Below are 20615 nucleotides of genomic sequence, written 5' to 3' on the forward strand. Positions count from 1 at the left end.
ATGTCCTGTTCAGTAGCGGTCGACATCGGCGGCACCTTCACCGATATCGTATTGCGCCTGCCCGACGGCCGCATGATCATCGACAAGACACTGACCACGCCGCACGATCTTATCGAAGGCTTCATGCGCGGCGTCAGAAGCGTCCTGCAAAAGGCTTCGTTGCGGCCTGCCGATATCGACGGCCTCATCGTTCATGCCACGACGGTCGTCACAAATTCCCTGATCGAGCGCAAGGGCCGGCCGACCGCCCTGTTGGTGACCGAAGGGTTCTGCGACACTCTGCTGATCCGCAACGAGAACCGTTACGACGTCTACGATACCCAGATCGAGTTTGCTGAGCCGCTGGTCCCGCGGGATCACACCTACGGCGTGACGGAGCGCACCCTCGCCGATGGCCGGATCATGGCGGTTCCCGATATCGGCGAAATCCGGCAGATCGCCCGTGTGCTGCATGCACGGGGCGTTTCCGCGGTTGCGATCTGCTTCCTGAACAGCTTCGCCAATCCGGCCAATGAGCGGCTGGCAGCCGATCTGCTGGCGCGCGAGATGCCAGACGCCTTCATATGCACCTCGTTCGATGTGGCGCCCGTGATCCGGGAATATCCGCGCACATCGACCACCGCCGTCAATGCCTACACCATGCCGATCGCCCGCCCCTATCTCGATCGATTGAGCGAACGGCTGCGTGCGGACGGGTTTTCACAATCGCCACTGATCATGCTCAGTTCGGGCGGGGTGGTCGGCTCCGATCGTGCCGGACGCAGTCCGGTTCGAATGATCGAAAGCGGCCCCGCAGCCGGCGCGCTCGCAGCCGCCTATTACGGCGAGCGTATCGTCATCGAGCGGCTGATCGCATTCGACATGGGCGGGACGACTGCAAAGGCATCCCTGATCGAGAACGGCATTCCGCTGGTCACCGGTGAGTTCGAGGTCGATCGACGCTACCGCTTCAAGCAGGGCAGCGGCATGCCCATTGCGGTTCCCTCTATCGATCTGATCGAAATCGGGGCGGGTGGCGGCAGTATCGCGCATCTTGACGCGCTGGGCTTGCTGAAAGTCGGGCCCGAGAGCGCGGGATCGGTGCCAGGTCCGGCGTGCTATTCGCGCGGCGGGACATCGCCCACCGTCACCGATGCAAACCTCGTGCTTGGCCTGCTCGATGCCAACAATTTCCTCGGCGGCGAGATGATTCTGGACCGGAATGCCGCCGAGCAAGCGATCGGAAGGATCGCGGCAAAACTCGAACTGCCAATGATTCAGGCTGCGCGCGGCATCTTCCGCATCGTCAATGAGACAATGGCGTCTTCCGTCCGAACCCATGCTACCGACCGAGGCGTCGATTATCGCAACCTGCCTCTCTTCGCGTTCGGTGGTGCAGGCGCGATACATGCCTGCGCCGTCGCCGAGTTGCTCAGCTGCGCCACCGTGATCGTGCCGCCGAAATCCAGCGTACTGTCAGCGGTAGGCACGCTTGTGACGCCCGCCAGGCTCGATCTGATGCGAAGCTATATCGCAAGCATCAACCATATCGACTGGGACAGGGTGAGCGCGGTGTTTCGAGAGATGCGCGAGGAAGCGCTCGGCGCACTCGAAGAGGCCAGTGGAAGGAACGAGACCATCGAACTGCACTACGAAGCCGATCTTCGCTATCACGGGCAGCAATATGAAGTCACCGTCGCGCTCGACTTCGATCCCGATCGCGCAGGTGACCATGGGCGGCTGCAACGCCTCTTCGAGCAGGCCTATCTCGCACTCTACGGAAACAATCCGTCCAATGTTGGGATAGAAGTCGTCACGTGGCGGCTGTCCGCGCGCACGAGGCTGGATCACACCCCGATCGGCGAGTCTCTCCCCCTGGTTGCCGGGCCAAGGCGCGGCCGGCGCGAGGTCAACGCCTTCGGCGATGCCGTAGAGGCTGACGTCTTCAGCCGCGACACCCTGGCGCTGGGTCAGGTCATGCCAGGTCCTGCCATCATCGAAGAGCGCGAAACGACAACCATCGTACCGCCCGGCTGGTGGGCGACGATCGACCGGTTCGGTTGCATCGTGATATCGACGGAGCGTTCATGATGCCGTATGCCGACGCGGTCGAGCTTGAGATTCTCTGGGCAAACCTGATCGGCATCGTATCGGAGCGCGCGCGAGCGCTTCAGCGGACAGCCTTCAGCCCGATCGTGCGCGAGGCCGGCGACCTCGCCTGCGCTCTGTTCGACCGCCGCGGCCGCATGGTGGCGCAGGCAGATACCGGCACGCCCGGACATATCAATTGCCTTGCCAACGCCGCCACCTCCCTTGCCGAAATGTTCCGCGGCTCGCTAGACCCGGGCGACGTCATCGTGACCAACGATCCATGGCTGTCGGCGGGACATCTGTTCGACATCACGATGTTGACGCCGTTGTTCTTCGGGCGAGAACTGACCGGCTTTTTCGGATCGACCATCCACTACACCGATATCGGCGGATCGGGACTCGGAACCGGCGCGCGCGACGCACACGAGGAAGGACTGTGGATTCCGCCGCTGAAGCTTTATGAACGCGGCAAGCTCAACCAGACGCTTTTCCGTATGATCGAGGCCAATGTGCGAACGCCGAAAGCTGTCGCTGGCGATCTGTCGGCACAACTCGCGGCCGGGCATTCCGTCGCCGACTTGCTGCAGCGACTGTGCCGGCGCCATCGCCTCGACGACATCGAAGGCATATCGGATGAGATTCTGCGCCGCTCGGAGGAGGCGACACGCAACGCTATTCGCAGCCTGAAAGCCGGCACGTTCCACGGCGAATCACGTTTCGATACGCCGAGCGGCGAGAGCATCGTGCTTAAAGCAGCGGTGAACATCGACACGCGAGCCGGTGAAATCTTGGTAGATTTTGCCGGCTCCTCGCTGCAATCGACGCAAGGGATCAATTGCGTGTTGAATTTCGCGCATGCCTATACCACTTTCGCAGTTCGATCCTGCCTCAATCCGGAGTTGCCGAACAACTCCGGAAGTCTGGCGCCCATTAGGGTCACGGCGCCAGAAGGCTCGATCGTCAATTGCACTTATCCGGCTCCTGTCACCGGCCGGCATCTGGTCGGCATGTATGTACCGATGCCGATCCTGAAGGCGCTGCACTCGGTCGTGCCGGGTCGCGTGCTGGCGGAAGGGTCAGGCGCCATCTGGACCGTACAGATCCAAGGCAAGCAGGCCAGCGGCGAGAGCTTCACGTCGTCGATGTTCTTTTTCTCCGGCGGCATGGGCGCGCGCGAGCACAAGCCCGGCCCGAGCGTTACATGCTATCCGACCGGCGTCGGTGCTATTCCGGTGGAGACCCTGGAAGCGTCAATGCCGATCGTGTTCGATTTCAAACGGCTGCGGCCCAATTCCGGCGGCGCGGGCCGCTCGCGCGGCGGCGACGGACAGTCGGTGCAGTTCCGCCTGCTCACCGAACATCCGTGGCTCATGAGCGCGATGACCACCCGGCTTGACGGCGGCGCGGAGGGAATTGACGGCGGCCGACCTGGCGCACCCGGCCAGTTCCTGATCAACGGGATATCGACCAAGAGCGCCGGCAAGAGGCTGATGAAGCCCGACGATGTTGTGCAATTCGAGACGCCCGGCGGCGGCGGATACGGCGCTATCGCTGACGAATAGCAGTTTCCTGATGTTCCTACGAGTCTCGAGGATGCGTCCGGAAATGCCAGGCTTCACCATTGGCCTGCACCCATCCTGCGGTCGGCGTCGCGAAATGGGTGCCGAGCACGAGGATGCTCTTGTCGGCAACGCGCTTCAGGAAATCGATCCGTGTCTTTTGAGCCAGTGCGACATTCCAGTCGAAATTGCTCGGCAGTTGCGGCAAAGCGCATTGAATGGGATGATGAATCAGATCGCCCGTGATCACCGCCTCCTCGCCCCTCGATGATATCCGCACGCTGACATGGCCGGGCGAATGACCCGGCGACGGCTGGAGCCATATTTCATCTGACAGTCGATGATCGGATTCCACAAGGTCATGCAGTCCGGCTTCAATGATCGGCCGCACCGAATCCTCATAAACGGCGCCAGCCTCCATTACATTCTGTGCAACCTCGGGCGGCGCGTCCCCGGTTAGGGCCGGATCAGGGCCGCGGGACCAGTGCTCCCATTCGGTGCGGCCAAACATGTAGCGCGCGTTCGGGAACGTCGGCACCCAGCGCCCACCGTCAAGCCTGGTATTCCAGCCGACGTGATCAACATGCAGATGCGTACAGAGTACGATATCGATACTCGCCGCCGGATAGCCGGCCTCGGCGAGATCACTCAGGAACGCCGTCTGCAACATGTTCCAGCGCGGCATTCGCCGCGCCTTGTCGTTTCCCACGCAGGTGTCGACCACGATGCGCTGCCTGCCGTCATCGATGACAAAGGCATGGATTGAGGAGATAAGCTGCCCCTCCTGCGTCGCGAAGTCGGGCTTGAGCCAATCCTCCTGCTGCACGACTTCAGGCGTTAGCCCCCGGAACATATATTCCGGAGCGCGCAGACCTTCGGCCTCGATGATACGCGTGATGACGACGCTCCCGACCTGCCAGCGAGAAAACCTGCTCATGATCAGCCGTCCTGTACCGAGCCGCGCTCGATTAGGAATCGCCGGTCGAGCAGGTCGACAACCCGGTCGGCATAAGACTCGGCGATCAGCACGGAAACACCCTCGCGCTTGAGATTTGCAAGCACCTCGCCGAGCCGCCGCACCAGCGCCGGTGCCAGACCTTCGAACGGCTCGTCGAGCAGGAGCAAGCGCCGCCCTGCCATCAGCGCACGTGCGAGCGCAGCAAGCTTCTGCTGCCCGCCGGATAACTCGGTGGCGTTGCGCTTCCTCATGTCGGCGATTTCCGGCATGAAGCCGAGCACCCATTGCAGGCGCTCGGTCGCATTCGGAAGCGCCGCGGTCCAGGCTGGCAGCAAAATGTTCTCTTCCACCGTCAGGTCCGGCACGAGCTTGCGATCTTCGGGCATATAGCCGATGCCGAAGGCGACGCGATCGTGAGGTGCCGCGGCAAGAAGGTCCCTGAAATCCAGTTTGACCGATCCCTTGCCGGGCAAGGCGCCCATCAAACCGCGCATCAGCGTGGTCTTGCCGGCGCCATTCGTGCCAATGAGCCCGCAGAATTCGCCTTCCGCCAGCGACAGACTGGCATGATTGACGATCTGGATTGCTCCGATCGACACGCTGAAATCCCTGACCTCAAGCATGCGCCGCCTCGCCCGCGGCTACATGGCCGGTAATACGAGTCCGCACGTCTTCGCGCGCAAACACGATGTCGGGCGTGCCGTCGGCGATGACGGTTCCGTCGATGAAGGCGAGCACACGCTGTGCATAGGACGCCACTATCTCCATGTCATGCTCGACGAACAGGATGGTCACGCCGCGCTGACGTAGAGCGATCATGATATGATCCATCAGGTCGTGCCGCTCCTCGCGGGAAACTCCGCTGGTCGGTTCGTCCAGCATGATCAGAACCGGATCGCGTGCCGCGGCCATCGCGACGTCGAGAATCTTTCGCACACCCTGGGACAGGGTGTTGGCCGGCAGGTCCGCGTATTGGGCAATCCCGAACTGCTCGAGGGTCCTGCGTGAGGCGCTCACCGTCTCGGGCGCCATCATCCTGCGACTGAGCAAGGTCGGCATGTAGGTGTTATTACGGGCGATTGCGGTCGCGACGCACATGTTCTCGAGCGCAGTGAGCGTGGCAAACACCTGTGCAATCTGGAACGAGCGTCCCATTCCGAGCTGAGTGATCTTGCGCGATGCCATGCCGGTAATATCGCGTCCGTTGAATTCAATCCTGCCCTGGGTGGGCACCAGATGACCCGTGACCATGTTCACAAACGTGGTCTTACCAGCACCATTTGCACCGATGATCCCGACAATCTCGCCCTGCTGGACGTCGCAGGAAATACCGAAGGCTGCGACAAAGGACCCGAACGACTTTTCCAGGTCGCGCGCGGACAAAATCGTCGTCACTGCTTCGCCCCTAAGGCGCGTCGATGCCGAAAGATCAGGCCGCCGATTCCCTGGGGAACGAACATGATCGTGAGCAGGAGCGCGCAGCCGAGAATCAATTGCCAGGTGCCGGGAACAGTGGCGACCGCAAAGGTGCGAACACCCTCATAGGCAATGGCCCCAAGAAACGCACCCCAAACCGAGGCGGTGCCGGCGAGGATCGCAACGAAGACGAACCCCCCCGACGTAGTCCAGAATGCCATGTTAGGGTCTACATGAGCGACGCTCAGGGCGACAATCACCCCGCCCGCCCCGGTAAGGACCCCGGCGATCAGAACCTGAAGCTGTACGAACCTGTTGACCGAAACGCCCAGGAATTCGATCCGCAGCTCATTGTCGATCATCGGCGTCGCGAGCGCACCGGCCACGGTCGTGTTGTAGTATTCGACCGCCGTGGCCGAGAGCCACACCAGGCCCAAGACCAGCGCAAACAAGGCCCACGTATAGTCGGCGCCTCGGGGGCTGAAACCGAGGAAGGTTGCGCGCGGCACGAACATTCCATCCGAAGTGCCGAGCGCCTGGGAATTGGCAAGCACGCCATAGAGAATCATGGACAGCGCGAGGCTGAGCATTGCGAAGAAGATTCCTCGATAACGTGCGAGCAAAAGTCCGGCCAATCCGGCCACCACACCCGCCGCGACCATGCCCGCGAGAAGCAGCACAAACGCATCGCGCACGCCGAAATGTCGCGCGACAAGAGCCACGGCATACGCGCCGGAAGCATAGTACAAGGCCTGTCCGAAGGAGACGAGGCCAGAGCGCCACAGCACCAGCATTCCGAGCACGGCAAGGCCATGGCCGAGCGAGACGGTCAGGACCGGCAATATCCATTGCGGCAGCCAGCCGCCCGACAGCGCGATCAGGGCAATGACCGCCGCACTGATGCCGGAGGAATAGCGCGCCATCAGATTCTCCTTGCCACCGGACTGCCGAGCAGGCCATAGGGCCGAACGACCAGGACGATGGCCATCACGACATAGACTACGAACAGGTCGAGCGTCGGTGCGAAATGCACGGCGAAGGCACGCGCGAAGCCGACGATCAATGCTCCGGCCAGAGCCCCCCCGATGGAACTCATGCCGCCGATCGCGATCACCGCAAAGGCGGTGACAATCACCTCCACGCCGATTCCGGCCGACAGCGACATGCGCGGCGCCGCGACAGCTCCGCCAAGCGCACCCAGCATGGAGCCAATGAGAAACGTGACGACATAGACCTTGTTGACATTGACACCGAAGGCTGCCGCGGTCTCGCGGTCATAGAGCACGGCGATCAGCATGCGCCCGAATCTGGTCTTGTGAATGCAGTACCAGGTCGCTGCCGCGAGCAATGCCGCAAGCCCGATCAGCATCAAATCGTAGACGGCGATGGGAAAGCCCCCGATGGTGACCACGCCCATGGCGCGATAGGGCTGCGGCACAAACAGCCCCTGCGGGCCCCAGATCAAGAGCAGCAGATCCTCCAGAATCAGGAAAGCCGCATAGGTCACCAGTGCGGTGATGATCTCATCCTTGTCATAAAAATTCTTCAGTAGTGCGCGCTCGAGTACAAAGCCGATCACGAAGCCGATCGCGAGCGCAGCCGCCGCCATCAGCAGCAGACCACCCGCAAGCGGCCAGCCGCGATCGAAATAGACGCCGATCGCCGTCGCTGCAGAATATGCGCCGAACGCATAGAGCCCGCCATGCGCGACGTTCAGCACCTTCATGACGCCGAAAATCAGTGTCAGTCCGATGGCAACGATGAAAAGCCAGGCGGCGTAGACCAGACCGTCAAGCAAGATTGCCAACGCCGTCATGTCGTGAAGCTCCGCAGCGGGCGGGACGATACGGGGATCGCCCGCCCGGGTCTGTCACTCATCAGCATTTTGCGCCGGGCATTCCCTTCTTGAGCCACTCCTCCGGCGTCATATTCGCCGGCGGGTTCACGCATTCGGCCGGATAGGTTTCGACGTTGAAGAGCTCAGGCTTGTTCGTCTCCTTGTTGTATCGGTACGTGCCGACCGCAACTTCCTCGATCCCCTGGTGGCCCTTCGCCAGCGCCATCTTTACCGGGCCGCTGGCGGTCTCGAAGCTCAAGCCGGTATACGCCTTGATGACTTCGTCGGTCGTCGGTCGCGCACCGCCCTTGGCAGCCGCCGCCTTTTCCCACGCCGCCTTCAGGCCCAGCAATGTCGAGTACATGTGATAGGCTGGAAAATTTGGTACTGCCCCGCCGAATTCCTTGGCGTATGCGTCGAGGAACCATTTGTTCAGAACGTTCTCGGATGCGAGCATGCCATGCCGCCCGCGGCCGCCGATGATGGTGCCGTCCGGCACATTCTTGCCCTGACGCGCCAGAATTTGTTCGCCGACCGTGAGCAGAAGGCGGCTGTTTTTGGTCAACCCGCGCGTCGTGGCCTGGAGGATGAAGGTCTCGAGATCGCCGCCGAAGAAGCTCGAATGGATGATGGGTGAATTGGCGGCGAGCAGCGCCGAGATCTCCGCACCATATTCCCCGGCAAACAGCTTCGGCATCAATTCCCTGTCGACCGCGACCTTCGGTGCCAGCACCTTCATGGCGAGCACGAAATCGCGCCAGTTATCCTGCCCCCACGAGTAATTCTGATTGATACCGGAGAAGCTCTTCACGTCTGGGAAGCGCTTGACAATGTATCGGGCGGTCGCAACAGCGTCGCTGGTCTGCGATGACGAAGAGCGGAACACGTACTTATAGTCGCGCTCGTCGAACAGTCGGGACGCGCCGCAGGCATAGAACACCGTCAGCACCTCCAGCTCCTCGGCGACGGGAGCAATCGCGGTGCAGCTGGCCGATGACACGTAGCCGACCACCACGTCTACTTTGTCGCGCTGCACAAGATTCTTGAACTCGGTGACCGCGGTTGCGGTGCTGCCGGCCTCGTCGACGATTTTCATGTCGATCGGCACGCCGGCCAGCCCCTTTTGGTTGTAGGGCGCCGGCAATTCACCCGCATTCATCGCCTTGATGACGAGCGTCGCTGCGTTCTTGCTCGGCTCGCCAAAGGCACCTACGGCAGGTCCGCTCAGAAATACCGGAACACCGATCTTGATCGGAGCCTGCTGCGCGTAAGCTCCGGTGGGCAGGCCGGCGAGCATCACGCCGGTCCACAGCCACAGCATTCGCTTGGTAACCTGCATCACATCCTCCCGTTTATGTTTCACAAGTGTCGCACTTAAGCCCACCTCGGTCGACCCCGATTGGCAAGTTCTTTGCCGAGTCTTCAACTTTCACGACTCGCACCGTTTCAAATATTGAAAAGCACGAGCCGTTCTTCAGTCATGTCTCGGATCGCGAACTTTGGGCCCTCGCGGCCCATGCCACTGTTTTTGATTCCGCCATATGGCATCTGGTCGGTCCGCCAGGTCGACGTGCCATTGATTATGACGCCGCCGGTTCGTAGGCAGCGAACGGCCTGTAGGGCGGTTTCAAGCGAGCGCGTGAAGATGCCGGTTTGCAATCCATACCGGCTTCCGCTGATCGTTTCGTATGCCTCGTCCAGAGCGTCGTAGGTCATGACGGAGGCGACAGGCCCGAACACCTCCTCGGACACCACCCGCATATCGCTCTCGACGTTGATGAGGACGGTCGGCTCAATCATCGCAGCGGCGCGTGTCCCGCCACTGAGCACGCGTGCGCCTGACCGAACAGCCTCAGCGACCCACGACTCGATCCGGACCGCGGAGGATTCGTCGATCACCGGCCCCACATCGGTGGCCTCGTCGCTGGGGTCACCGAGTCGAAGCCTGGCAACTTCCGCAAGCATCGCCTCGAGAAAGTCATCGAGGATCGCTCTGTGGACCATTACCGTCTGCACCGAGATGCAGCTTTGCCCAGCTAGCCGCATGGCGTTGCGTGCACAAAGAATTGCGGCCTTCTCGACCTCTGCATCGGAGTGGACGATCGTGGTGCCCGTCCCGCCGAGTTCAAGTGCGACCCGCTTCAGTCCGGACGCGGCCTTGATCTGGGCTCCGGCCCGCGTCGATCCGGTAAAGCTGATAAAGTCGACGCGGTGGTCTTTGACCAGCGAGGGGCCTATCCGGTCGCCATAAAGCACATTCAACGAGCCCTCCGGCGCGCCGGCGTCAGCAAATATCCGGCTGAGCTCCCAGATGACTCCCGGTGCCTGCGGCGGCGCCTTGAGCACGACCGCATTGCCAGCCGCGAGAGCCGGTCCGATCTTGTGGCATGCGAGATTGAGCGGCGCGTTGAATGGGGTGACAGCTGCGATGACGCCGACCGGGAAGCGCATCAGGAAACAGAGCTTGCCTGCCCCCTGTGCCGAAGCATCAAGCGGCACATGCTCCCCTTCGATCCGCACGGCCTCCTCGGCCGCGAGCAACAGCGTCTCTCTCGAGCGCGTCACCTCGGCGCGCGCATCCCGTATTGTCTTGCCGGTCTCCTGCACCATGAGGTTAGCAAGCGCCGCCGATCGCTCGTCAATCAGCGTACCCGCGCGCCGCAGCAAGTCTGCGCGCTGATAACCGGGCATCGCAGCCATGACGCTCTTGGCTCGCACCGCGGCTGAGAGAGCCGCATCGAGATCGCCGTCGTCCGACAGAGGCGCGCGTGCGATGACATCGCCACCATAGGGGTCCCGCACATCATAGTATCGGCTGGCTTCTCGCCAGCGCCCCCCGATCAACATCGACATTTCGCTTCGCGTTTGACCGTGCATCATGGCGGACCATCGCAGCGCGTCCGCAGATTCTCGCTGGACCGCGGCGCAACAGGCCCCGACATCTCGACGTCATCGTCGAGATCGTTTTGTGCCAAGGGACCTTCGAAAGGATATCGGTGGCCAGTTGCGTGACAAGCGATTATTGGTCATCGCACGGCACACAAATACTCATGCTGCGTGCGGTGCAACGACTGCAATATCAGCGATTTCGAACAAAGCCGCTCGCCTCGGCGCGGTTCGAGGTTCGCTTGCCTGCCGTCATCATCAAATCGCACGCAAACCGCGAATCCGATCGCTGTGCCGCCACGAGCGCATCATTGGCAAGCCGTTCACGCAGCCAGTCGCGGAAGATGCGAATCTTCGCCGCATGGGCTCGATCCTTCGGACAGACAAGGAAGTATCCCTTCGGACGACGCAGCACTACCTCGAAAGGCACGACAAGCCGGCGCGCTGCCAGATCGTCCTCGATATAAGCCTGCTGACCGATGGCAACGCCCATGCCGGCGACGGCACATTGATATACCACGCCGAGATCTTCGAGGAAAAGGTTGTTCTCGGCAATCAGAGACTCACAGCCTGCGCCGACCAGCCAGTCCGGCCAGTCCGACCGCCGTTGATTGAGATGCAGCAGCGTGCATCGGGCAAGATCGTTCGGTGTCTTCAAGCGCACGTGTTCGAGCAGCGACGGGCTGCAGACTGGCCGCAGCGAATCGAGGAACAGGAGATCACTCTCGATGTTGCGCCACTGGCCGAAACCGTAGCGAATACCGAGGTCCACGTTGTCTCGCTCGAAATCGACCGGGTCGGCAGCCGAGACCAGCCGGATTTCGACGTTTGGATGCTTCATCTTGAATTCCGGCAATAGCGGTATCAGCCAACGTACCAGAAAGGTCGTGTAGCCTCGGATCGTGAGGATGCTCTGACTTCGGGAACTGACCACCTCATCCGTTGCACGCGCAATCTGCTCGAAGGCTTGCGACAGAGAGCCGACATATGCACGCCCGTTGCGGCTGAGCTCGAGTCCTTTGGAGGTGCGCTCGAACAGGCCGAAACCGAGATAATCTTCCAGCACCTTGACCTGGCGGCTGACAGCGCCCTGCGTCACGTTCAGTTCGTCGGCCGCCTTGGTGAAGCTCAGGTGTCGGGCAGCTGCTTCAAATGCGCGCAGCGGATTCAGCGGCGGAATTCTGCGTTTCATGACGTTTCCTCACTTTTTATCATTGGGCAAAATTTTATGTCATTCCGGATGGTGGGACAATCGCCCCACGTCCGTTGGGCGGGCATGTCTGCCTTGCCGCGACAAGCGGTCTGCCAGATGAGGATTGCTCATACCGGACGGACGAAAAATCGATTGTGAGCTTGTCGCAAACCGCTCCAATGTAGCCCTGTCCAGCCGCGCGCGGTCCCCTGCGCGGGCAGCGATTCCGTTCGGCACTCGCAAACAAACGACTGCGCCCGATGATGCTGCTTGAACACGACGCGAAGGAGTTGCTTGCGGGTTCCGGAATTGCGGTCCCGGTCGGAAGGCTGGTGATCTCCGACATGTTTGACATGGCGAATGATGCGCCCTTCACATTCCCTCAAATCGTCAAGGCGCAGGTACCGACCGGCGGACGCGGCAAGGCTGGCGGCGTCCGGCGAGTAGGAACGGCGGAAGAGCTGGCCCAGACTCTTACTGAGTTTCGGAACCTTACGATCAAGGGTCACAATGTTCGACTCTGCCGCGTGGAAGAGCTGATTGACGGTATCGAATGCTATCTTAGCTTTTCGCTTGATGCTTCGCGCGGTCGCCTCAATTGCCTGATGTCGGCGGAAGGAGGCATCGACATAGAGGCGAGCGCCGGCTGCGGAACCTTGCACTCCGCAAATTCCGCCTTCACGCACGCGGCGGCTTCAGCTGCTGCCGCCGATCTAGCGAAGCAATTGCCCGAGCCTGCCCAAAGCGCGATCCGGAACGCGGCGCCCGCGCTGATTTCCTGCCTTTTTGAGCTCGAAGCGACTCTGATCGAGGTTAATCCGATATTCGTGCGAGCGGACGGGTCCTGGGTTGCAGGCGACGTGAAGCTCGTCATTGACGACAATGCGCTTGTCCGCCAGCCCCGCATCCTCGATCTGATCCGGCACCGGCGGAACCATTATCCGGAAATCGCGCTCAAGCTCGACAACGGCTTCGACTTCATCGAACTCGACCCGGATGGAGAGATCGGCCTCGTGACGACCGGTGCCGGCCTCAGCATGCAATTGATCGACGAACTGGCGGCGCGTGGATACAGCGCGTTTAATTTCTGCGATATCCGCACCGGCCAGTTTCGCGGCGATCCGACGCGCCTGATCCAGGTGCTGAGCTGGATTGCCAAAGGCCGCAATGTGCGTTCGGTGCTGATCAATTTCTTCGCGGGCATCACGCATCTCGGCGAAGTCTCGCGCCTGTTGTTGGCGGCAACGGCGGCGGTACCAGAACTCAAGGCACCCGTCACCGCCCGGCTGATCGGCAATGGCTATGACGAGGCGGTCGCGGTACTCGCGGCTTCGGGCTCGGAATTGAGGATCGAGCCCGACCTCGACAAAGCCATTGACCTTGCGATCGCGTCCCTGGCGAGGGCTCGCGCATGAGTGCATCGCAGCATTCGCCGATTGCGGCGGAATTCGTCGATCCACTCGCGCCTGTGCTGATCCAGGGCATGACCGGGCGCACCGGCCGCACGCACTCGCAACACATGCGACGCTATGGCACGAACGTTGTCGCTGGCGTCTCCCCGGAAAGCGACGTGGCCGGCGTTGCCGGCATTCCGATTTTCAGGAATTGCGCACAGGCTGTGGGTGAAACAGGCGCGAGCGTCAGCGTCGCGATGGTGCCTCCGCTGGCGGTGCTGCAAGCGATAGAGGAGGCGGTCGGCGCCGGCATCCGGCTCGTCGTGACGGTCGCCGAGGGTGTCCCGGTCCATGACGCCGTGAGAGCGCTCGACCTCGTTCGCCACGCCGGCGCGCGCTGGATTGGGGCCTCGACGCCTGGTCTGGCCATCCCCGGCCGGTTGAAACTTGGCTTCTTGCCGGATGTCGCACTGGCGCCCGGGCCCATCGGCGTGATGGCGAAGAGCGGAACGCTATCTTACGAAATCTGCCACCGGCTGGCAGGTTGGGGGCTCGGACAGAGCCTGTGGGTCGGCGTCGGCGGCGATCCGGTGAAAGGAACGCGATTTGCTGACGTGCTGCCATACATGGCCGTCGACCCGCAGACGCATGCAATTCTCGTGATCGGCGAGATCGGCGGTTCGGAAGAAGAAGAACTTGCCGACGCGATCGTGACATTGGGATGCCACAAGCCCGTCTACGCGCTGATCGCCGGCCGCTCTGCCCGTGAAGGCGTGACCATGGGACATGCCGGTGCGCTCATCCAACGCGGCATCGGCACCATCGATTCCAAGACCAGGGCGCTCACCGCCGCCGGCGCCAGGGTTTTCACCAGGATTCAACACTTGGTTGAAGCGATTGCAGGCGACTTCAACACGGCAACGGGAGATCGGGCGTGCGGCTGAATTTGTCGGAAGAACAGCACCGGCTCGTGCACACCATCCGCGATCTTACGCAGGGAGAATTCAAGGCCCGCGCGCTCAAATACATGGATGGCACGTTCCCCTGGGAAAACATGAAGCAGCTTGCGGAACTCGGCGTGCTCGGCATGGCGGTGCCCGAGGAATATGGCGGGCTTGGCCTGCCGGTGCTCGATACCGCGCTGGTGCTCGAGGAGATCGCCAAGGGCTGCTATGTCACAGCGATGGCCGTGCTGGGGGAGGTCGGTGCGCAGACCAGGATCATCGCGACTTATGCGCCCGAGCATATCAAGAAGCGCATTCTCCCCGCAGTCTGCAGCGGCGATTGCATTCTTGCGATCTGCATGACCGAGCCGGATGCGGGCACTGATGTCGCCAATTACCGAACCAATGCAGATATTGTCGGCAACTGCGTTCGACTGAACGGAGTGAAGACACTGATCAGCCGCGCTGACGAGGCAGGCATGTTCGTGGTTTTCACGCGCGTCAACAGGGAGCCCGGCCGCAAGGGCATCGGTTGCGTGCTTATCGAACGCGGTACGCCTGGGCTGTCGGTCACCGGCCGATTTCATACCATGGGCGGCGAGTATCTGCACGAAGTACGATTCGAAGATTGCGAATTGCCGCTAGAGAATCTCGTGCTGCGCGAGGACGGCTTCACCAAGCTCCTTTCTGCCTTCAATACGCAGCGATGTCTCAACCCTTCAATCTCCCTTGGCATGGCCGAAGGCGCATTCGAGGAAGCGGTGCGTTATGCACGCAATCGCCACGCTTTCGGTCGGCCGATCGGCGAGTTCCAGGGGATGCGCTGGAAGCTCGCGGACATGTACAAGGACATAGAGGTTGGCCGCAGCATCCTCTATCGCGCCTGCATGACCGCCGATCCGTTCCCCGATCCCTATCTTGCCGCGGTCGCCAAGATGTATTGCAACGAAATGGCGATCCGTGTGACCTACGAGGCCTTGCAGGTACATGGCGGCTATGGCTTTACCGACGAATATCCGGTCTCTCGATTTTATCGCGGCGCGCGCTACGGGACGTTGGGCGGGGGTACGACGGAGACATTGCGCGAGCTTGTCGGCAAGCGAGTCATCGCTGGCGTCGACAATAATGACGGTATCTTGAGCCTCGGCGCGTTCTGACGCGCCAGACGGCTCACCGCCGAACCGGATCTGGATCGTAATTGGGTGGCTTGCCGGCAAGCGGAACCAGATCCCAGGAGCCGCTTGTACGCCGAACGATGTCAGATTTGACCGGAAGGTCGATCACTGTCGGTTTTCGGCTCGCCACCGCTTCTTCAACCATAGCTGAAAAGTCCTGCGCGCGCTCAACTCGCATCCCGACAGCACCCATCGATCGCGCCAACATCGCAAAATCCGTGCTGTGCAACTCTCCAGTCCGCGCGCGCCGGAAGCGAGTGGCAATCTCGCGCCCAAAGAACGCGTTCTGCATGTCGCGGATCGAGACATACCCGCAATTGTTCCAGACGATCCAGACCACCGGCAAATCGTATTCGACCGCGGTCGCGACCGCGCTCGCATGCATGAGGAAGCCGCCGTCGCCAACCACCGCGACCACCGGCCGCTCGGGGGCCGCAAGCTGCGCACCCAGCGCGCCGCCCACTCCGAAACCCATGCACGCAAATCCGCCGGACTGAAGCAGTTGTGCAGGTGGCGTCACGCTCCACTGCTGCACCATCCAGCTGTGATGCGCGCCGATATCGGACAGCATGATCGCATTACCCGGTATGACCTTTCGCAGATCGGCCATTACGCGGTCCGGGTGACACGGTATATCCTCCGAATTCACGTCGCGCTGAAGGTCGCTCCGCCAGACACGCTTCCAATCCGCTGTGCGAGCGAGCCAGCTAGGCGAAATTGCCGACAGGCCGCGCGCCTTAGCCGCCGCCATCAGTTGGCGAACTACCAAGGCCACATCGCCGACGATCCCGATCGCGGTCGGATAGTTCTTGCCGATCTGGGTGGCTTCGATATCCACATGAATCAGCTTGGTCGGCGGAATGCTGTGGGTCGCGCCGTCGACCCAGCCGCTCGCTCCGCGATCACCGAAACGGGTGCCGAGCGCAAGGAGCACGTCACATTCGCGCGAGGCGCGGTTCGCCGGATAGACACCGTCACGCCCGGTCGGCCCAAGCGCATGGTCGTCAGTCTCATCGAACGCGCCCTTGCCCTGCGGGGTGGTCGCCACCGGCACGCCAAGCAAGACCGCAAGGTCACGAAGGTCCGAATGGTTCGTGGAGGCGAGACTTCCCTGCCCTGCCAGGATCAGCGGACGCTTCGCGGAAAACAGCAGATCGAGTGCGGCCTCGATGGCGGCGGGATCACCTTGTGCGCGAACCGGCAGGGAGGTATGCCACGCTTTCGGATCGGGCGCCGTCACCTCCGCCTCTTCGAGGAATATATTAAATGGCACATCCAGATTGACCGGGCCCGGCCGGCCGGCCAGCATCGTCGAATAGGCGTGACGCATCATGTCGGGCAGCATGTCGACACGCGTCGCTTGGTAGCTGCGTTTGACATAGGGCTTCATCGCCGACGGAAAATCCGCCTGATAATGCGCGCCCAGTTCCTGGAACGGCCCGCGATTGAACTGCTGGGTCGGAATGTTGCCCGTGATCGCAAAGATTGCCGAGGAATCCGAATAGGCTGACGCGATCGGCATCTGGATATTCACTGAGCCAGGGCCGCAGGATGTGAAGGTCGCGACCGGCCGTCGGCTCACGCGAAAATAGGCATCAGCCATGAAGCCGGCGATCTGCTCATTGTGGACCGAGATCATCCGGATCTGGTTCTGCCGGTCATAGGCTGCATCCATAAGGCCGATATCGCCGTGCCCGCACAGACCGAAAAGATACGGAACGCCTTCGCCGATCAAATGATCGAGGATGATTTCCGAGCCTTTGAGTTTTGCCAAAGTAGCGATCCTTCTCCCGTTATTGAAGGCCGTCGGACCCGCGCGTCCGGCCTACGGAATATAACGGCTGTCGTTCGCCGGAATGTCGGCTTCGGGCAGGCCGAGTTCGCGCCGAACGATATTGGTGCCGCGCACGATCGCGATCATCTTGTACAAGGCGTGGGTGCGGCTCATGCCCTGACGGCCGAAGCCGCAATCGGAGCTGACCAGCAACCGCTCCGCGGGCACGCTTTTCAACGCCTTGCGGATCAGCGCGGCAACCTCTTCGGGCATCTCGACCTGCAGACTGCGGTGGCTGACGACGCCAATGCAGAGCTTGGTCTTCGGATCAAGCACGCCGGCGACCAACGCAATCTCCTCGCCGTCATTCTCCACCGCTTCAATGGTCACTACGTCAACGTCCAGCTTTGCAATATAGGGTGCGGCAAACTTGTAGGATTGCCGCACTCCGAGGCGCTGCGCAAACGGATTGCCCCAGCAGGTATGACACCAGACCTCCATCTTGTCTCGCAACCCCGACGTCTCGACATTGAAGGCTTCGACATAGGTATCGAACGGCACCTCGCCTTCAACGCCCTGACTTCCGTGTAGGCAGGGTTCTTCAATCTGGATCAAGGGACATCCGGCATCTGCGAGGCGGTGGTATTCCTCGTTCAGCGCCTTGGAAAACGCGAAAACTTGTTCGCGCCGGTCCTTGTAAAAGCCGGGCAGCGACTGTCGATCCAGCATCTGCCCGCAGCAGCTTCCCATCTTGACCGGCTTGCTCGACAACCGCTGCGCGACCTTCCAGATCGCGTCGTATTGAAGATTTCCGGCGCTGATCGGCCCGACAACCTGCGGCGGCAACACTGTCGTGACAAACTCGCTCATGATATCGCCCGCGGTTGCCGCGCGTTCAGCAAAGCCCCGCCGGTGCGAGCCGACGACGCGAGCTGCGTTCCGCTGGCGCGCAGCAAGCCCCTCCATGCGATCGAAGGCGTAGCCCATCCACGACCGGCCGCCGATATCGAGGTCGAAACGCATCTCGCCATCGCTCACGATGTCGAGCCCGGCCCGCGTCTGGTCGCCGATAGCGACCGCCGTCGCGTCGTTGTATTGCTCGCGATAAACCGCGTCCCCGTTGAAGGCGGTCAGAAACGGCCGTCCATGCAGGTTCTCGGTGAACCAATGTGGGCGAGGCAGAGAGCCGGTTATCGTGGTTGCAAGCGGCTTGTCCTTCGTCGCAACGAACATGGTCTGCCGGCTCCTCTCATATCACCCGGAACCTACGAGTCACCTTCCGGGCACGCAAACGACATTTCGACGCCGTTGCGTTGAGGATTTCTCATATCCAGTGTTGCAGCGCAGCGTCGGCCACTGAACCCATGATGAATTCTCTCGAGCCACCCTCCAAAATATCGGTTGCCGTTGCGCGCGATGCCGCAACAATGGCGCCGCGGGCCGCGCAGTGCGCATTTCGACCGCCGGAGAGACGCGAGAGAACCGCAGACGACGCCACTTACCGGATCGCTTTTGGAGACGCGCTATGTCGATCAACAACAAGAAAGTCGTGGTGGTCGGCGGGTCCTCCGGGATCGGCTACGCCACTGCCGCCATGGCGAAGAAGAATGGCGCCGATGTCGTGATCGCGTCGCGACCGGGCCAGCGGCTCGAGAGCGCGGCGAAAGCTCTGGGAATCAAGGCCGTCGCAGCCGATGTCACCAGCGACGAGGCTGTCGAGAACCTGTTTCGCGAGACCGGCCCGGTTGATCATGTGGTCGTGACCGCCGCCGTGCTCCGCACCGGCCCAATCAAGACGCTCGCTATCGCCGATGCCAAGGCCACAATGGAAAGCAAGTTCTGGGGAGCATGGCGGGTCGCGCGCTTCTCGACCATCAATGCCGGCGGGTCCCTTACCATCGTCTCCGGCTTTCTCAGCGTGCGGCCACGAGCAGGCTCGGCGATTGTGGGCGCCGCCAACGGAGCGCTGGAATCTCTCGTAAAGGCGCTGGCCATCGAACTTGCCCCCGTACGCGTCAACGCGGTTTCTCCCGGCATGATCGATACGCCGATCCGCGCTGCCATGGCGGAAGACGCGCGCCGCGCCTTGCTAAAGCAGCTTGCCGACGCGCTGCCGGTGAAGCGCGTCGGGCTTGCCGACGACATTGCACTGCCAATCATCGGATTCATGGAAAACGGCTTTGCTACGGGATCCGTGTTGTTCCTGGACGGCGGCGGCTCGATCGCTTGACGGCTGCCCAACGGAGAGATGCCATGCTGTTCGAACTGAGGACCATCGCTGGCCTGCCCAGCGCGATGGGCCGCGTGGTCGCCGCAGCGGCCGGCGATGCGTCAAGCGAACACGGAAGCCACAAGCTCGAAGGCGCATGGACAACCGAGATAGGCACGCTTGGGAGGCTGGTCGAGTTGCGAAGCCTGCCAGGCGCGGCCGTCTCCACGATCGAACCCGGCCTTGCCGAAAGGCATACCGAGTTGCATGACGCGATCACCGGGACCGACAATGCGCTGCTCTCGCCGCTGCTGCCTCTGCAGCCTCCAAGCGGAGCATCTCATGTGTACGAATTGCGGCGCTATCGCGTGCGGCCCGGACACATCGATGAGTGGCTAAGGCATTTCGTCGCTGTGATGCCCGCCCGGGAACGACATTCCGCTCGCGTAGGGCTGTGGCGTTATCTCTGCGGTCCTACCGACGACGTGCTCCATCTCTGGGTATATGACGGCCTCGACCATCGCGCCGCGGCGCGCGCCAAAGTGATGCAGGACCCCGACTGGCAATCCTTCCTCAAGGTTGGATCGACGCTGCTCACGGAGATGCATTCGACAATTCTGCTGCCGACGGCATATTCGCCGATGAAGTGAGCCTGACAACCAATACCCGAATGAGCACACGAAATCCTGTCTCGCACCGGACGATAGCGGGGGAGTCCACGGGGCGGTCGCGATCCCACATCGTGATCCAACATTATGATCCTGAATTTTGGCTCCGGAGCCATGAGTCTGGATCGACACATACAGCGTTGATGAACCGGAGGCCGGTGCGCGCAGATCGGCCGGCAGCTCTCGTGGCCAGTATCCAACAGGATCAACATGGAACTGACGGCTGCAGCGCCTTCGTCAGGAAAAGGCCGGCGCGCGATTTCTCAGGAGCGGCACAATACGCCTCGACCAGTACGAATGGTTGACCTTACGGAGTTTGTCTCCGAAATCGAACTGACCGCCGGATGGCGTCGACCAGGAACTCAGTGTCTGATCTTGCTGGCGCTCCCTAGGGGAATCGAACCCCTGTTTCAGCCTTGAGAGGGCTGGGAATTTTTGGTTTGGCGGTTCGCCCTCATTCGCCACAATTCAACGTTATCAATTACTTATACGTAAATCGTCCGTCGCTGTTCGGCCTTGTACGCCGGTGCTTA

Annotated in this window: 17 protein-coding genes and 1 tRNA gene; 7 read left to right on the top strand and 11 right to left on the bottom strand. The window is 61.6% G+C overall.

From position 1 onward, the window contains the following. The gene (locus AB7F49_RS12865) at positions 1 to 2070 is read left to right on the top strand and encodes a hydantoinase/oxoprolinase family protein (protein ID WP_428522889.1); all 2070 of its coding nucleotides are present in this window, start codon (positions 1 to 3) and stop codon (positions 2068 to 2070) included. After that, a complete protein-coding gene (locus tag AB7F49_RS12870; RefSeq protein WP_428522891.1) occupies positions 2067 to 3632 on the top strand; it encodes a hydantoinase B/oxoprolinase family protein in 1566 nt (521 codons plus the stop codon). The genes AB7F49_RS12865 and AB7F49_RS12870 overlap by 4 nt, the downstream gene beginning before the upstream one ends. Positions 3633 to 3648: 16 nt before the next feature. Here AB7F49_RS12870 and AB7F49_RS12875 read toward each other — a convergent pair whose 3' ends face one another. The 8 genes from AB7F49_RS12875 to gcvA all read right to left on the bottom strand — a co-directional run bounded on the left by AB7F49_RS12875 (position 3649) and on the right by gcvA (position 11918). Then, positions 3649 to 4566, bottom strand: coding sequence for an MBL fold metallo-hydrolase (locus tag AB7F49_RS12875; RefSeq protein WP_428522893.1), 918 nt, complete (start codon positions 4564 to 4566; stop codon positions 3649 to 3651). 2 nt (positions 4567 to 4568) lie between these two features. Next, complete coding sequence (locus tag AB7F49_RS12880; protein WP_428522895.1) at positions 4569 to 5210, bottom strand: ABC transporter ATP-binding protein; 642 nt, start codon at positions 5208 to 5210, stop codon at positions 4569 to 4571. Beyond that, the gene (locus AB7F49_RS12885; RefSeq protein WP_428522897.1) at positions 5203 to 5982 is read right to left on the bottom strand and encodes an ABC transporter ATP-binding protein; all 780 of its coding nucleotides are present in this window, start codon (positions 5980 to 5982) and stop codon (positions 5203 to 5205) included. The genes AB7F49_RS12880 and AB7F49_RS12885 overlap by 8 nt, the downstream gene beginning before the upstream one ends. After that, positions 5979 to 6926 (bottom strand): branched-chain amino acid ABC transporter permease, encoded by a 948-nt coding sequence (locus AB7F49_RS12890; RefSeq protein ID WP_428522899.1) that lies wholly within the window; start codon positions 6924 to 6926, stop codon positions 5979 to 5981. Before AB7F49_RS12890 ends, AB7F49_RS12885 begins: the two co-directional genes overlap by 4 nt. Then, positions 6926 to 7819: a branched-chain amino acid ABC transporter permease gene (locus tag AB7F49_RS12895; RefSeq protein ID WP_428522901.1), complete on the bottom strand. Its 894-nt coding sequence runs from the start codon at positions 7817 to 7819 to the stop codon at positions 6926 to 6928. Before AB7F49_RS12895 ends, AB7F49_RS12890 begins: the two co-directional genes overlap by 1 nt. A gap of 61 nt (positions 7820 to 7880) precedes the next feature. Further along, positions 7881 to 9179 carry an ABC transporter substrate-binding protein gene (locus AB7F49_RS12900; RefSeq protein ID WP_428522903.1) on the bottom strand — a complete coding sequence of 433 codons (1299 nt, stop codon included), beginning with the start codon at positions 9177 to 9179 and terminating at the stop codon, positions 7881 to 7883. Positions 9180 to 9286: 107 nt separating this feature from the next. After that, a complete protein-coding gene (locus AB7F49_RS12905) occupies positions 9287 to 10693 on the bottom strand; it encodes an aldehyde dehydrogenase family protein (protein ID WP_428522905.1) in 1407 nt (468 codons plus the stop codon). Between the two features lie 226 nt (positions 10694 to 10919). Next, the gene (gene gcvA / locus AB7F49_RS12910) at positions 10920 to 11918 is read right to left on the bottom strand and encodes a transcriptional regulator GcvA (RefSeq protein ID WP_428522907.1); all 999 of its coding nucleotides are present in this window, start codon (positions 11916 to 11918) and stop codon (positions 10920 to 10922) included. Positions 11919 to 12178: 260 nt separating this feature from the next. On the opposite strand from gcvA, the gene AB7F49_RS12915 reads away from it, so the two are divergent. The 3 genes from AB7F49_RS12915 to AB7F49_RS12925 are packed head-to-tail and all read left to right on the top strand — an operon-like array spanning position 12179 to position 15413. Beyond that, positions 12179 to 13333, top strand: a complete 1155-nt coding sequence (locus AB7F49_RS12915; protein WP_428522909.1) for an ATP-grasp domain-containing protein — start codon at positions 12179 to 12181, stop codon at positions 13331 to 13333. Next, entirely contained in the window at positions 13330 to 14256 is a 927-nt protein-coding gene (locus tag AB7F49_RS12920; protein ID WP_428522911.1) for a succinate--CoA ligase subunit alpha, read from the top strand. Before AB7F49_RS12915 ends, AB7F49_RS12920 begins: the two co-directional genes overlap by 4 nt. Next, entirely contained in the window at positions 14247 to 15413 is a 1167-nt protein-coding gene (locus tag AB7F49_RS12925) for an acyl-CoA dehydrogenase family protein (RefSeq protein WP_428522913.1), read from the top strand. Before AB7F49_RS12920 ends, AB7F49_RS12925 begins: the two co-directional genes overlap by 10 nt. 13 nt (positions 15414 to 15426) lie before the next feature. Here AB7F49_RS12925 and AB7F49_RS12930 read toward each other — a convergent pair whose 3' ends face one another. Then, entirely contained in the window at positions 15427 to 17205 is a 1779-nt protein-coding gene (locus tag AB7F49_RS12930) for a thiamine pyrophosphate-binding protein (protein ID WP_428522915.1), read from the bottom strand. 51 nt (positions 17206 to 17256) lie between these two features. Further along, positions 17257 to 18438 (bottom strand): hypothetical protein, encoded by a 1182-nt coding sequence (locus tag AB7F49_RS12935; RefSeq protein WP_428522917.1) that lies wholly within the window; start codon positions 18436 to 18438, stop codon positions 17257 to 17259. 292 nt (positions 18439 to 18730) lie between these two features. Between AB7F49_RS12935 and AB7F49_RS12940 the strand changes: the two genes are divergently transcribed. Beyond that, positions 18731 to 19435 carry an SDR family oxidoreductase gene (locus AB7F49_RS12940; RefSeq protein WP_428522919.1) on the top strand — a complete coding sequence of 235 codons (705 nt, stop codon included), beginning with the start codon at positions 18731 to 18733 and terminating at the stop codon, positions 19433 to 19435. Positions 19436 to 19458: 23 nt separating this feature from the next. Further along, the gene (locus AB7F49_RS12945) at positions 19459 to 20064 is read left to right on the top strand and encodes an NIPSNAP family protein (RefSeq protein WP_428522921.1); all 606 of its coding nucleotides are present in this window, start codon (positions 19459 to 19461) and stop codon (positions 20062 to 20064) included. A gap of 397 nt (positions 20065 to 20461) precedes the next feature. On the opposite strand, the gene AB7F49_RS12950 is transcribed toward AB7F49_RS12945, so the two are convergent. Next, positions 20462 to 20553: transfer RNA gene (locus AB7F49_RS12950), tRNA-Glu, on the bottom strand. Positions 20554 to 20615 lie beyond the last annotated feature (62 nt).

The organism is Pseudorhodoplanes sp. (assembly GCF_050250235.1).
Lineage (GTDB): Bacteria > Pseudomonadota > Alphaproteobacteria > Rhizobiales > Xanthobacteraceae > Pseudorhodoplanes.

What these genes read in the sequence shown, in the direction of transcription:
- AB7F49_RS12895 (WP_428522901.1), bottom strand. Translation starts at nt 7,819, where the DNA reads ATGACGGCGTTGGCAATCTTGCTTGACGGTCTGGTCTACGCCGCCTGG.
- AB7F49_RS12900 (WP_428522903.1), bottom strand. Translation starts at nt 9,179, where the DNA reads ATGCAGGTTACCAAGCGAATGCTGTGGCTGTGGACCGGCGTGATGCTC.
- AB7F49_RS12920 (WP_428522911.1), top strand. Translation starts at nt 13,330, where the DNA reads ATGAGTGCATCGCAGCATTCGCCGATTGCGGCGGAATTCGTCGATCCA.
- AB7F49_RS12945 (WP_428522921.1), top strand. Translation starts at nt 19,459, where the DNA reads ATGCTGTTCGAACTGAGGACCATCGCTGGCCTGCCCAGCGCGATGGGC.
- AB7F49_RS12915 (WP_428522909.1), top strand. Translation starts at nt 12,179, where the DNA reads ATGATGCTGCTTGAACACGACGCGAAGGAGTTGCTTGCGGGTTCCGGA.
- AB7F49_RS12935 (WP_428522917.1), bottom strand. Translation starts at nt 18,438, where the DNA reads ATGTTCGTTGCGACGAAGGACAAGCCGCTTGCAACCACGATAACCGGC.
- AB7F49_RS12940 (WP_428522919.1), top strand. Translation starts at nt 18,731, where the DNA reads ATGTCGATCAACAACAAGAAAGTCGTGGTGGTCGGCGGGTCCTCCGGG.
- AB7F49_RS12880 (WP_428522895.1), bottom strand. Translation starts at nt 5,210, where the DNA reads ATGCTTGAGGTCAGGGATTTCAGCGTGTCGATCGGAGCAATCCAGATC.
- AB7F49_RS12870 (WP_428522891.1), top strand. Translation starts at nt 2,067, where the DNA reads ATGATGCCGTATGCCGACGCGGTCGAGCTTGAGATTCTCTGGGCAAAC.
- AB7F49_RS12875 (WP_428522893.1), bottom strand. Translation starts at nt 4,566, where the DNA reads ATGAGCAGGTTTTCTCGCTGGCAGGTCGGGAGCGTCGTCATCACGCGT.
- gcvA (WP_428522907.1), bottom strand. Translation starts at nt 11,918, where the DNA reads ATGAAACGCAGAATTCCGCCGCTGAATCCGCTGCGCGCATTTGAAGCA.
- AB7F49_RS12890 (WP_428522899.1), bottom strand. Translation starts at nt 6,926, where the DNA reads ATGGCGCGCTATTCCTCCGGCATCAGTGCGGCGGTCATTGCCCTGATC.
- AB7F49_RS12865 (WP_428522889.1), top strand. Translation starts at nt 1, where the DNA reads ATGTCCTGTTCAGTAGCGGTCGACATCGGCGGCACCTTCACCGATATC.
- AB7F49_RS12905 (WP_428522905.1), bottom strand. Translation starts at nt 10,693, where the DNA reads ATGTCGATGTTGATCGGGGGGCGCTGGCGAGAAGCCAGCCGATACTAT.